This is a genomic window from Vibrio sp. 10N.286.48.F5, from assembly GCF_041469785.1.
Taxonomy (GTDB): Bacteria; Pseudomonadota; Gammaproteobacteria; order Enterobacterales; family Vibrionaceae; genus Vibrio; species Vibrio crassostreae_C.
The window spans coordinates 115,144-129,057 of record NZ_JBFRLG010000007.1; the positions used below are offsets into that span (position 1 = coordinate 115,144).

The following is a 13,914-nucleotide window of genomic DNA, read 5'->3' on the forward strand; positions in this document are numbered from 1 at the left end:
ACTACTAATCTATCCTCAGTTTGGGATATCTATTCCAGCATCGCGCATTTTAGCCAACTTGTAACGCAGTGTACGAGGGCTAATGCCCAGTTTTTCAGCCATATCTTTGCGTCGGCCATTACATGCAATCAGGGTTTCAAGAATGATCGCATACTCTTGATCTCTAAGCTCATTACCTAACCCTTCGCTGCTAGCCGCGATTTTATTGATTGGGTTTGCTTCGGCAATAGGCTTAATTTCTGGCGCAGCTACGTCACTGCCTTCGACGATTTGTTGTAGGCTGCTTGCGTCTTGCCAATCGACACCTTCAAGAAGGATATGCTCACCAGAGATGTTCTCTTGTTCGCTCAATATTAGCGCACGCTGTACCACATTGTCTAATTCGCGAACATTGCCCGGCCACGGATAATTGACGAGTTTGCTGATCGCTTGTGCTGACATAACGGGTACAGGCATACCAAGTTTGGTGCAGTGGCGCTCAACTAAGTGCTTGGCTAAAGGCTCAATATCGCCTTTACGCTCGCACAATGGAGGCCAAGAAATTGGGAATACATTCAGGCGGTAGTATAAATCCTCACGGAAATTCCCTTCAGAAACATACTGTTTAAGGTCTCGGTTACTGGTCGCTAATACACGAACATCCAATTTGATGCTCTTACGACTACCTAATCGCTCAACTTCGCGCTCTTGCAAAACACGCAGTAGTTTGGCTTGTAGGCTAAGATCCATTTCACTGATCTCATCCAACAGAATTGTACCGCCCTGCGCTTGCTCGAATTTCCCCGGGCAAGCTTGAATAGCGCCAGTAAATGCGCCTTTTTCATAACCAAACAGGGTCGCTTCTAACATGTTGTCTGGGATCGCCGCGCAGTTAATCGCGACAAACGGGCCATCTTTTCGGCTAGAAGCATTGTGAATGTAGCGAGACATCACCTCTTTACCAGAACCACTCGGGCCCAACACCATGACGTTGGCATCGGTTTTCGCAACTTTATCAGCCAGCATCATTAGCTTGATACTTTTTTCATCAGCAACGATAGCGTCACCATTGTCATCCGACTTTACAGGCGCATAACGGCTGACCATGTTGAGCAGCACTTCTGGCGCAAATGGCTTTGCCATATAGTCGATAGCGCCCTCTTTCATTGCAGCAACGGCATCTTCGATGTTGGCGTACGCTGTCATTAGCAATACCGGCAAATTTGGCCAATGCTGCTTAATGTTTCTCAATAGTGCCAAGCCACCCATGCCCGCCATCTGCACGTCAGATACGACAATATCAACGGAGTTCGATTTTAATTTGACCAGAGCATCTTCCGCACAATCCGCTTCCAGCCATTCATAGCCAGCAAGCGCGAGTGTGTCGACAAGGGCTTCGCGTAGACCTTCATCATCTTCGACGATTAACACTTTACTTTGAGCCATAGGATTCTCCAGTGTAAATTCAGTTAAAACTTATTAGTCTTCAGAAGAAGCACTTCTTTCAAGCGGTAGACACATGGTAAAGCATGCGCCGTCGCCTTCTTCTGATATCAATTCCAGTCGGCCTTCATGTGCTCGACATACCATTTGTACAACCGCTAAGCCTAGACCTGTACCTTGTGAACGAGTGGTAAAGAAGGGTTCCATTATTTTACCTTGAAGCTCTTTCGGTACGCCGGGGCCACTGTCTTGCACTGATATCTTAAGCTCGCCATTTACGGGCCTAAAAAACACATCGACCTGCGATTCCTTACCCGCAATTTGAACCGCGTTCAACACTAGGTTGCTTAACGCTGAGGCGATAGCATTGGCGTTGCCGAACATTTGAGTCTGTTCGCCCTCAACTTCTTGGCAATAATCAATCTGGTTAGTTTTCAATGCCGCTTCCACCATAGGGTGAAATTCAGTGATCAATTCAGCCACAGTAAATGGCTTAACCACTTTGTTGTCACCACCTTTGGCAAACAACAGCATGTCGTTGACTTGCTTCTCTAAGTCATGCAATCTATCCATAAGCTTAGATTGAAAACGCGTTTTTGTTGCCGGCGGCAGATTTGGCGCGGCAAGGTTTGATGCATACAGCATCGCACTTGAAAGCGGCGTTCGCACTTGATGGGCAAGCGAGGCCACCATTCTACCTAATGAAGACAAACGCTGAAGATCACTCACGCGAGACTGCAATAGTCGGGTCTCGGTCAGATCGGTAATCAAAATCAGCTGACCCGTGGTAGAGGCTGAAATCGCCAAACGCACTTTTCGCCCGTTCTTCAATGAGATCTCATGACCGTCATCGTCTTTTGGGTCAAAGGCACTTTGAATCACTGAAAACCACTTCTCGCCAACCAACTCAACACCAAGAATACGATGCGCTTCAGGGTTCGCTTCTCTCACTTCGCCGTGTGTATCTAACAAGATAACCCCTGCTGGCATCACGTCGAGTACTTGCTTATAGCGCTCAACCTGCTGTTCAACAGAATCTAGGTGTGATTGATTTTCTGGTTCGTTAGATACGCGCATGTCAAAAATTTGCCTCAAATACTAAAACAGCCTGAGACGTACAACACGAGTCAGGCTATTTGCTATATTTATCACATAGTTAAGCAAGCAACAACTCGACTATGGTTTATCTGTTCACTTAGCTAGAGTTACCAAATAGCTAAAAAGTGTGTGCTAGTTTTTCGTTTTCATCGAAAACTGGACACTATCGCTGCAAGTTATATTTACGCATTTTTTCAACCAGAGTGGTTCTACGCATTCCAAGCATGTCAGCAGCACGAGCAACAATGCCGCCCTGCGCTTCCAACGCTTGATTGATCATATTCACTTCCATATCCGCGAGTAGCTCTTTCAAGTTAACCCCTTCTGGCGGTAACTCTTGAGGCGCATTAGCATTGTCGGCAATATCATCTTGCTGATCAAAACTGAAATCTTCTGAGAATAAGTCAGCAAGTGCATCACGCTCTTGCTCCTCTTCAGATCCAAAGCTATTAAACTCTGGCTGGAACTCAGGGATATCGCTGTATCGATATTTAGTTGGCAGGTGATTCACATCAACCAAGCTGTTTGGATACAAGATAACCATTCGTTCAACCAGGTTCGCTAGTTCACGAACGTTACCTGGCCAGTAATGCTCCATCAAAGAGTTGATAGCACGAGCCGTGAAACAGATAGGCATGCTGCCTTCCGCTTCCATTCGAGTCATCAGCTCTTGAAGCAACAGTGGAATATCTTCTTTACGATCTTGAAGCGCCGGCATTTCAATCGGGAATACATTTAAGCGGTAGTAAAGATCTTCACGGAACGAATCATCGTCGATCATATCTTCAAGGTTGCGGTGGGTTGCCGCAATCACTCTAACATCAGCTTGTATGGTGCTATTGCCACCTACACGCTCAAAGCATCGCTCTTGCAGTACTCGTAGCAGCTTAACTTGCATCGCCATCGGCATATCGCCAATTTCATCAAGAAACAGTGTGCCACCTTCAGCCAATTCAAAACGGCCTTTACGTGCGGTAATCGCCCCAGTAAATGCGCCCTTCTCATGACCAAACAGTTCACTTTCAAGCAAATCAGGTGGAATCGCGCCACAGTTTACAGGAACAAAAGGCCCTGAACGACGTTTAGAGTGATAGTGAATGTTACGCGCTACAACTTCTTTGCCTGTACCAGATTCACCAAGAATCAGCACGTTCGCTTCCGTAGAAGAGACTTGTTCAATTAAGTGACGTACTTCTTGAATGCCAGCACTTTGTCCTACTAGGCTGCGAAACAGGGTGTTCTTGCGTGCCGAAGACACAACTTGAACACCTTTGCGGCCTAAGAAGTCTTTACAGTGTCTTAATGCATCACTTAATTGCGGGTAGTTAAGAGGAAGTTCAAGCTCACCAACATAGTTAGTCAACTCGTCAACCGGGTGATTGTTTTTGCCAATCACCAGTAAAGGGATGTGATTGGCGTGAACAAGCTTCTCATTCAGTAATGCGTTGAAGCCTTTACCTTTAATGGTACCAATAATGCAGCCGGCCCACTGTAGTGACCAGTCAACTTTACGTGCTTGTTCAGAGCTGATTACTTCGCAGCTCTCTCCTACAAACTCTAATATTGTGCTTAAATTGTGACGATCTTGAGCGTTATCGTCGACGACAAGCAGTTTTGCCAAACCTTGCATAAGTAGGAATTATTGCCTTTATTTTGGTGCGATGCAGAAAAACGGTGAGCGACGTAATCGATAAAACAGAGAAAAGTATCAATGATTATGGTCTACGTGGACAAATTTAGGAAATCAGCAACGAAAAAAGCCATTAGGCTATCTAATGGCTTCTATTTTATTTGATTAAAAAAATAAGGCAACCAACCAATTAAGGGATATGAGATTGGTTAAAACTGCAATTTTTCTTTAAATACCTACGTCAGCGGACGTCAAGTTGTGATATTCGTTCGGAATTTGGTCCCAAGCGCTCTTAATTTCGCGAATAATATCGATAACATCATCAATAGGCTGTGGGTCATTTTTGTGATTTGCCGCAGAAATTTGCGTGATCATGAACTCATAAAGTTGATCTAGGTTTTTCGCAATATCGCCACCATCGTCCATAGATAGGCAACTACGTAGGCTAATAATGATATCTAGAGCCTTACCAAGTCGCTCACCTTTCACTGGGATGTTGCCTGCTTGCATTGCCGCTTTGCCTTGAATCAAACGCTCGATAGCACCTGCCATTAGCATCTGTACAATCTTATGCGGTGAGGCAGCCGTTAGCTGACTATCCACTGATACCTTTTTATATGCCTGTAAAGAACCGCGCATAGTAAACCTCTTCTATAAAAACTTTTTGTATTGTTGAACTGATTTAGCACCGTGACGATATTTGTGTAGGGCCTTACCTACTCGACTCGTCTCAGACTGCATCAATTCGACTAATTTTCTGGTTCTGATAATGGCTTCAAACCATTCAGAACTTTGCTTAACGTCGGGATGTGAGTCGATTATTTGAAGCACGTTTTGCAATAACTGTTCTCTGTTATCGACAAGCTGCGTTATTTCTTCAGCATTAATTTCACTAAATTCCAGTTTAGAGATAATTAGTTGATCGAGTTCACAAAGCTCTTGTAGCTGGCTATTCATCTATTAGCCCAACGCATTCATCATACTGCCCAGCTGAGATTGCATCTTACTGGTCGCATCTTGCATGGCTGTGAACTTAGAGTGGGTACGGCTCTCTAGGCTGTCCATGCGGCGGTCGAGCGCGCTTTGGTCATCAACCAAACGGTAGTTTTGCTCGACCAAGCTCTTTTCTCTTGTGCGAATCGAGCCAGTAATACCTGTGATACCTTGAATCGCGTCTTCGACTTTTTTAGCGAAACCGTTGTTGCCACCGAAGAACTCACCCAACTTATCAAAGTTATTGTTGAGTTGACGGTCAAGCATATCGTAGTTGATTTCTAGCGAGCCTTGTCTTGTGGTGGTGATACCGAATTCAGTCAAAGACTTTAGATTGTCTGGCGCACCTTCGATACTTGATGAGAACACCCCTTTCAATCGGGAGTCGGCGTTACGCACTGTACTGTCACCAGAGAGCGGGCCTTTTTGACCAGTCGTTGGATCAACACCCGCGAGGTCTTTCGACACTTGATAGAACTGGTTATAAGAGCTCACAAAGGATTCGATATCTTGGCGAACACTGTTACGGTCGTACTCCACACCAATTTCTGCCGGCGGCTTATCTTTTGGCGTTTTTCCTTTCACCGTAATATCAATACCTTCAATGGCATCTTCAATCACATTGTTATTACTAGAGAGTTGAGCAACACCATCTAGGACAATCATAGAATCTTGGCCAGCCTGAACTTCAGTCATTCCACTATAGGTATCAAAAGATTGCTGTGCTTGTTCAAGATCTGCTTGCGCTTTATCGACCTTCTCTAAGAGCTCGCGCTCTTCGGGTTCTAATTTGGCACGCTCAATTTTCTTGGCTTGCTCTGCGGTGAGTTCGCCTTTTTGAACTTTCTCAGCCAACTCCGCTTTTTCTTGTGAAATCTTCTCTTCGATACGCGCTTGCTCAGCCTCAAGCTTTTGTTGGGCTTCTTTCGGTGTCACGTATGAATCGGTCAGAGTACCTGAGGCAGCATTTGACCACCCCGGCACATCGGGTGCCTTCTCTATCGCTTTTTCATCAAGCTCAAGTTCTGGTGTGTAGTAAGAATCTAAAAGCGTACCTGACGCGGTTTCAGTCCAGCCAGGGATATTATCTTCAGGCATCACAGACTTTGCCGCTTGAGCTGCGTCTAGGGCGGCTTGGCCGTCGGCGGCTGCTTGCTCACCGTAGCTGAGACTTTTAGAGTCTCCGTCAACATCTGAAGTAGAATCGGTTTGGGCTGCTGGGATGATATTGCCATCTTTATCGAGTGTTTCATTCGCATTTGGGTCATCGCTAGCGATCACTTCATCGATGAGTTCAACGGCTTTTCCTGCAGGGGTTAGAGCTAGAATATCTTGAGCAGCAACGCGCGCTTTCTCTAGCGCTTTAACACGTTCTTCAAGCGTTTTGTATTCGAGTTTTTTTAAGGGATTGGCAGCATCTGACTCAACATTAATGCTGATCTGCTGATCTGAACCAGACTGGTTCGAGGCAATAATAAGTCTTGGACCTTCGACATCGTTGATAATAGATGCACGAACGCCTGGGTTGCTATCTGCACCGTTGATACCACGAACAACTTCGATAAGTCTCGATCTGTCGCCAACTTGCACGTCAAAGCTGTCATCACCAAGCGAAACCTGCAGCTTACCTGGGCCAAATTTCATGTCCTCTGACAGTACATCAGAAGCCACTTTATGGCTTTGGGCAAGCTGCAACACATCGATGGCATATTTGCCAGCGATCGCTTCGGTAGTCGCGGTTGCAGAGACAAGCGCTTCATCGGTACTTTCCACTGTTCGCACAGCAAAAGCTTTTTCCTGACGAAAGTTTGTCATCAGGTTTTTCATCGAATCAAGGGATTCTCTGAGTCTTCCATAGGCACTAATGCTGGTATCGATTCGCGTTCGTTCATTGTCGATTCGTTGCTGTTTAGGTACACGCTCCGAATCAACAATTTTGCTGACCATGGAATTGATATCCATGCCAGACGAAATCCCCATTGGGCCAAAACTCATTAAATCACCTCAATAATACGACTTAAACCTTCACCTCAAATATTCGACTATTCGAGTTTTGGGCTGCTAGGCGTCTTAGAATTTCAAGCATTTCTTCATCAGGGATCTGGCGAATAATATCACCGGTTGTGGTCTCATAAATGGTCACCACATCTCTCCCAGATTCTTCATCGACCTTAAAAGCCACACCTTTATTGAGAGAGGAGATAAACTCGTTTACCTTCTCCACCATTTTGACTCGCTCTTCATCATTTAACTCTTGTCTATGTTGAGCTAATTGAATCGCCGCTTCGGTAGCTTCCTCTTTCGATTTCTCTACCTTGTCATAAGATGTTGCTTCTTTTAGTCGCGAAAGACTCGACGCACTACTACCTTCATCGCTTGCAATTTTAATGCCATTAGGTGAGCCATAAGGCTGGATGTTCGATGCGTTGGATGATATTTCCATAACACTCTCCCTCCCTCCTTTATGAGCCAAACAGTAAAACTCTACCCAGAGTAGAGTTTACCGCTACTTACCGAGGTAAGTTTAGCCCAATAAGCTTAGAGCTGCTGATGGTGACTGTTTTGCTTGAGCTAGGATAGAAGTACTCGCCTGTTGTAGGATTTGAGACTTCGTCATAGCTGTTGTTTCTTTCGCGTAATCGGTATCTTTGATACGGCTCTTAGACGCATTAACGTTTTCGTTGATGTTGTCTAAGTTGCTGATTGCATGGTCAAAACGGTTTTGGAAAGCACCTAGAGAAGCACGTTGGCTATCAACAGATTTTAGAGCACCATCAATGATAGATACTGCTTCGTTTGCACCTGCAACAGAAGTTACGTCGATATCGTTAACGGTAACGTCTTTACCAGCACCGATACCTAGTTCGCCCGCAAGGCTGCCGCCAAACTCAACATCACCTTCAACTTTTTGGCTTGAAGCGAAAAGTTGCAGTTTACCGCCTTCACCCACAGACGCTTTAACGTCTTGGCTTTGACCATTGATGTAAGTTGCTAGCTCTTCGATATCGTTGCCTTCTTTAGCAGAGATAGATAGCTCTTGCGCTTCACCAAACTTATCGTTGTATTTGATTGTTAAATCAGCACCCGCACCTACACGCCAAGAAGCATCTTTGCCTTCTGTAACGCCGTAGCTCTTACCACCCATGTCTTGAGTGTCAGTACGCATGTTGCTCATAGATAGCATTACTGCTTCACCTGAGTCAGCACCGATTTGGAAAGATTGGCTGCCGTAAGTACCGTTCAGAAGCTTGTTACCACCAAAAGAGGTCGTTTCAGCGATACGGTTAAGTTCTGTGTTTAGAGCAGAGACTTCTTCTTGGATCGCAACACGTTCAGATTTGCTGTTCGAACCGTTTGAAGATTGAAGAGAAAGGTCACGCATACGTTGCAGAATGTTGGTTGACTCATTCATTGCACCTTCAGCTGTCTGTGCAATAGAGATACCGTCATTCGCGTTTTTCACAGCCATATCTAGGCCACGACTTTGCGACGTTAAGCGGTTAGAGATTTGTAGGCCTGCAGCATCATCTTTTGCGCTATTGATTTTATAGCCAGAAGACAAACGCTCCATTGATTTTTGAGTACCTTCAGCCGCGCTATTTAGGTAGCGCTGAGCCGTCATTGCAGACACATTTGTGCTTACATTAATCGCCATAGTTGATCTCCTTTAGGCATTTTTTAATGTACTTATGTGACTCTCACCTCACACTAATACATGTCAATTTTGTTTATGCACCAGTGTCTCTCTCACCTTACATTGGTACATATCATTTCTCTCAATCCCTTTAACGGCGCCTTAATTAGAAGCTTTAATAAAAAATGCGCTTTTTTTCATATTCTTTTCAACAACAAAGGAAAGTGTGATCGGGCTTCAATTAATAGGGCGACATTCGCTAAAGTTGCCCCATTATTTAAGTTAATGAGCGTAGTGTTGAATATAAAGTCAGAAGAGATCCCTGATATCTCGTTCTACTCGATTCTGGGGTGACGAAAGACTGCTTCGATGTAGTAAGCGAGGAAACCATCATTTCCCAATTCCCGTCACTCCCTACAGTGAGGAGCGAGCGTGATAGGGAATCTCGCTTTCCAATCAACGACCAACACCAAAACTCCCCCCTTCTCCAAATTGCAGGCAATAAAAAACCCAGCCGAAGCTGGGTCTGTTTAGCGCTCATCTCTCACCACGAGCTAATTTGTGGAAGCCTAACGTTGACGCTTATAGTCAACGTGGCTTTTTAATCGATTAACCTAGTAGGCTAAGTGCCGAGTTCGGTGCTTGCTTCGCTTGAGCAAGAATCGAGCTTGAAGCTTGAGAAAGGATCTGAGATTTAGTCATCTGAGTCGTTTCTTTCGCGAAGTCGGTATCTTTAATTCGGCTCTTAGATGCGTTAACGTTCTCGTTAATGTTGTCTAAGTTGCTGATAGCGTGGTCGAAACGGTTTTGGAAAGCACCTAGCTCAGCACGGTGGCTATCTACATACTTAAGTGCCGCATCGATAATAGCTACAGACTCTTGTGCGCCGCCAACTGATGTTACGTCGATAGTATCAACCGTTACGTCTTTGCCAGGTTGTATGCCTAGTTCGCCAGCCAGGCTGCCAGAGAATGCCACTTCGCCTTCAACCTTGTTGTTACCAGTAAACATTTGTAGCTTACCGTCTTCAGTTACAGACGCTTTAACAGAGTCTTGTTGACCGTTGATGTACGTTGCTAGCTCTTCGATGTCGTCACCCGCTTTTGCGCTGATGTCGATTTCTTGTGCTTGACCGAAGTTATCAGTGAACGACATTTTTAGGTCGTTAGAGCCTGCTTGAACGTTCCAATCTTTATCTTTCGCGTTCTCAGTTTGGTAGCTCTTACCACCCATCTGAGCGTTATCAGAGCGCATGTCTTTCAGTTGAAGCATTACCGCTTCACCGTTGTCTGCACCGATTTGGAATGATTTAGTACCGTGAGTACCGTTAAGCAACTTGTTGCCACCAAAAGACGTCGTTTCCGCGATACGGTTCAGTTCGTCGTTCAGCGCTGTTACTTCTTCTTGAATCGCTACACGCTCAGATTTTGAGTTTGAGCCGTTTGAAGATTGTAGAGACAAATCACGCATACGTTGCAGGATGTTAGTCGTCTCATTCATTGCACCTTCAGCTGTTTGTGCAATTGAGATACCGTCGTTCGCGTTACGTACAGCAACATCAAGACCACGACTTTGAACGTTCAAACGGTTCGAGATTTGTAGACCCGCAGCGTCATCTTTTGCGCTGTTGATTTTTGAGCCAGAAGCTAGACGCTCCATTGATGTTTGTTGTGCGCTGTTTGCGTTGTTTAGGTAACGTTGCGCTGTCATCGCTGAAACGTTTGTATTTACATTCACTGCCATGGTGATTTCTCCAATTGATTTTCCGGTATAGCGGTTTCCGACGTCTCGGAAAACCAAGTAGTTCTCTCAAAGTTACTTTTAATAACGGCGCGAAAATCAGAAGCTTTAGAAAAACTTTCAAAAAACCACAAAAAAAATATTAATCTAATATTTATCAACAACTTAATTTTCATCATTTTCTAATACAGCGATAGATTTCAATTGGAAAAAGATCTTAACCTGTTCAGAAAGCGTACGAACCGCCGTCTAAATGGCTCAAGGTCGAGAAATGATCAATCGCCAAAGATCTCTGACTTACGCAAATCTTGTGTAATAGATGACATTATTTGTCGTGAAGAAGAACCATCAAATAGAGATTTGGAAAAGGTAGTGCGAGAAAGTTCACAGGAAAATAAATAGCAAAAACAAGAAATACAGAAAGGAAAAAGCCCCTTTTCCTTTGAGAGAACCGGGGCTAGTTGGCGCGTCAGAGCCTGTGTGGAGATCATCGAGAAATGAACACATTTCCGACTTGCCGTTGCATTCTTACTGCAAAAATGGATAGCAGGTGAGAGATGAGAGAGCTAAACATTCAATAGTAAGTATGCTTGCCAGTTTCCCTTGCTGCATGGCTCACGTCTGAACACGAGCAGCAAGTTCAACCAATAACTATTGCAATAATGACATTGCAGAGTTAGGCAACTGTTTTGCTTGAGCAAGTATTGAAGTACCTGCTTGTTGCAGAATTTGTGATTTGGTCATTTGCGTCGTCTCTTTCGCAAAGTCCGTATCTTTGATTCGGCTGTTTGAAGCGTCTACGTTCTCTTGTACGTTTGCCAAGTTATTAATACTGTGGCTTAGACGGTTCTGTTTTGCACCCAAATCAGCACGCTGTGAATCCACGTACTTCATTGCAGAATCAATCACGCTGATCGCGTTCTGTGAACCCGCAACGCTGGTTAAGCTAACATCTTGAACCGAGGTTGCGCGGCCTTCACTCTTAATACCTAGCTCAGACGCTAGACCACCAGAGATAGACATTGGGCCGTCAAGGTCAGGTTCAGCAACGAACAGTTGAATGCGACCATCATCAGTAACCGATGCGTTCACAAGATCAGACTGACCATTAATGTAAGTCGCAAGCTCTTCGATATCATCGCCCGCTTTGGTATTGATATCTAAAACGATGTCTTCACCCGCTTTGGTTTTGAATTCGAACTTAAGATCGCTCGCTGTTGGCGGCACTTCCCAGTTCTTATCTTTCGCGTTTTCTGAATCGAACGTCGTGCCACCCATACGGTAGTCATCTGCACGGATACTTGTCAGAGCCATGATCATTGCTTCACCAGAGTTAGAACCGATCTGGAATGAAGCTTCACCGAATGAACCGTTCAGTAGACGACGACCACCAAACGATGTGGTTTCCGCAATACGGTTAAGCTCATCTTGAAGTGCCATTGACTCTTCGTTCAGTGCAGTACGCTCTGCCGGCGAGTTAGTGCCGTTTGATGATTGAATCGCTAGATCACGCATACGTTGTAGTACGTTAGTCGATTCGTTCATCGCGCCTTCTGCTGTTTGAGCAATCGAAATACCGTCGTTGGCATTACGCATTGCCACATCAAGACCACGAGACTGAGCGGTTAGACGGTTCGAGATTTGCAGACCTGCCGCATCATCTTTCGCGCTGTTGATCTTGTGACCAGATGACAAACGCTCCATAGAAGTCGCTAAGTCATTAGATGCTTTATTCAGGTAACGCTGTGCTGTCATAGCAGATACGTTAGTGCTTACATTGATAGCCATTTTGCTCTCCTTATGAGTTCGCAAAGTTTCTGCGAAGCGGCCAGCTTTACTCTCATATGGATAAGCACTGACCGTGTATTACTCGATAAACCCTATACAAGGTTTAAGATCTGTATTAATCATTTATAACCAACACAGATACAAGTTGTATGCCAAGTTTAATATCATATAAATAATTTTTTAATTATCTAAAAATCAGAAGCTTACAAACAACACTGCGCAATTATGATTTTCTACTATTAGAAGATGAAAAACATTCACCTTCCTTATTGCCGTTTTTTGCCGCTATTCTAGAAACATCATGCTTCGTACAAAAAAGCGGCAAACTGTGGCGTCATTCGCACGTATGGCATAGCACATACGGCAAGGAATCAACGCCATGGTGATCGACAAGCCACCATTAAATACCGATTGATCATTAAATATAGTTAAACAAGGTCAGGTCTTTGGTTTTGCCAAACGCTTGTTGAGAAGCTTGTAGTGCTCGAGAGTTTTCATTGAACTCAATGATCGCTTTCGAGTAATCCAAGTCTTCAAAGTTGCTTTTTGCTTTTGCTAAAGACAACTTGAAATCTTCATGTTGTTGCTCTTGAATATCCAAAGTACTCAAGCGTGCACCAACATCGGTTCTTGCCTTGGTCAAATGGATAAATGCAGCGTGGAACTCTTCAGTTACTTGGTGCAGTTTCGCTGTTGCTGATGCATCCGATACCGGGTTTTCAGCCTGCTCAGCAGCCTCTTTGAACGTATCAAAGATAGAGAAAGTCTCTCGTGGTTCTAAGGTGATCGAATCACCTTTAGTGATTTGGCCTTTGATTTGAATATTCAGCCCTTCATAAACAATGCCTGTCAAAGGATCAAAATCTTCTGCCGCAACCACTGCGCCGTCTTTTTCAAGCTGATAAGCGAAATTGCCCGTCTGCATGTCGACAAACGTCACTTTATAAGTAGACCCATCTTCATCGCTGTTGGTCGCACGCCCGAGCAATAACTCAGACGCAGGTTCAAGCTCGTACTGAGGTTCGTAGTCACCGAACGGGTTGTCTATTTCCATAAACATCTTGCTGCCCGGATCATTCATTGCCATTTCAAAGCTGCTTGCCACACGCATCTTGCGTTGGTAGTCATCACCTTGATATGTCACATTCCCTTCGTTATCTCGAAAGAAAGGCTGATTTTTCGGCTTAGTGCCTGCAAACGTGTAGTTACCCGACTCATCTTGAGAGTTGGCTAAATGCAGGAAGTTATTCGCCAGTTCTTGAATTTCACGCTTCTTAGCTAAACGGTCTTCCGGAGAAAGCGCACCGTTGATCATTTCCATCACGGTTCGTTTTGCTTCATCAGCAAAGCCTTCAGTGTTAGAAACCAATACTTCATGATGCTCAAGACGGTTTCTGACTAGAGTAATCGCATCGACATACTGTTTAAGCTGTTCTGACTGCTGACCAATGTTCTGTAAATAGTGCGTCGCTAATGGGTCATCACTTGGCGACTGTAACTTCTTACCCGAAGCAAGTTGTGCTTGGTTGTGATGCACCTTGTTCTCTTGACGGCGCAAGTCGTTTTGTACTGACTGATAATTATGGAAGCTAGAGATACGATTCAACAT

Annotated in this window: 11 protein-coding genes; all 11 read right to left on the reverse strand. The window is 44.7% G+C overall.

The window, feature by feature from the left end:
* Positions 1–15 precede the first annotated feature (15 nt).
* Positions 16–1,425: a sigma-54 dependent transcriptional regulator gene (locus AB4185_RS07400; protein ID WP_017060685.1), complete on the reverse strand. Its 1,410-nt coding sequence runs from the start codon at positions 1,423–1,425 to the stop codon at positions 16–18.
* Positions 1,426–1,458: 33 nt separating this feature from the next.
* Positions 1,459–2,499, reverse strand: a complete 1,041-nt coding sequence (locus AB4185_RS07405) for a PAS domain-containing sensor histidine kinase (RefSeq protein WP_372135258.1) — start codon at positions 2,497–2,499, stop codon at positions 1,459–1,461.
* A 184-nt stretch (positions 2,500–2,683) separates the two neighbouring features.
* Complete coding sequence (locus AB4185_RS07410) at positions 2,684–4,150, reverse strand: sigma-54 dependent transcriptional regulator (RefSeq protein ID WP_017064122.1); 1,467 nt, start codon at positions 4,148–4,150, stop codon at positions 2,684–2,686.
* A gap of 228 nt (positions 4,151–4,378) precedes the next feature.
* A complete protein-coding gene (gene fliS, locus AB4185_RS07415) occupies positions 4,379–4,789 on the reverse strand; it encodes a flagellar export chaperone FliS (protein WP_004736194.1) in 411 nt (136 codons plus the stop codon).
* Positions 4,790–4,801: 12 nt separating this feature from the next.
* Positions 4,802–5,107: a flagellar protein FliT gene (locus AB4185_RS07420; protein ID WP_372135260.1), complete on the reverse strand. Its 306-nt coding sequence runs from the start codon at positions 5,105–5,107 to the stop codon at positions 4,802–4,804.
* A 3-nt stretch (positions 5,108–5,110) separates the two neighbouring features.
* Positions 5,111–7,138 (reverse strand): flagellar filament capping protein FliD, encoded by a 2,028-nt coding sequence (fliD, locus tag AB4185_RS07425; RefSeq protein ID WP_372135262.1) that lies wholly within the window; start codon positions 7,136–7,138, stop codon positions 5,111–5,113.
* Between the two features lie 22 nt (positions 7,139–7,160).
* Positions 7,161–7,586, reverse strand: a complete 426-nt coding sequence (gene flaG / locus AB4185_RS07430) for a flagellar protein FlaG (protein ID WP_017066380.1) — start codon at positions 7,584–7,586, stop codon at positions 7,161–7,163.
* An 81-nt stretch (positions 7,587–7,667) separates the two neighbouring features.
* Positions 7,668–8,798, reverse strand: coding sequence for a flagellin (locus AB4185_RS07435; protein ID WP_017066381.1), 1,131 nt, complete (start codon positions 8,796–8,798; stop codon positions 7,668–7,670).
* Between the two features lie 588 nt (positions 8,799–9,386).
* A complete protein-coding gene (locus AB4185_RS07440) occupies positions 9,387–10,520 on the reverse strand; it encodes a flagellin (protein WP_372135264.1) in 1,134 nt (377 codons plus the stop codon).
* Between the two features lie 648 nt (positions 10,521–11,168).
* Entirely contained in the window at positions 11,169–12,305 is a 1,137-nt protein-coding gene (locus AB4185_RS07445; protein WP_017064128.1) for a flagellin, read from the reverse strand.
* 418 nt (positions 12,306–12,723) lie between these two features.
* Positions 12,724–13,914: a flagellar hook-associated protein FlgL gene (flgL, locus tag AB4185_RS07450; protein WP_372135266.1), complete on the reverse strand. Its 1,191-nt coding sequence runs from the start codon at positions 13,912–13,914 to the stop codon at positions 12,724–12,726.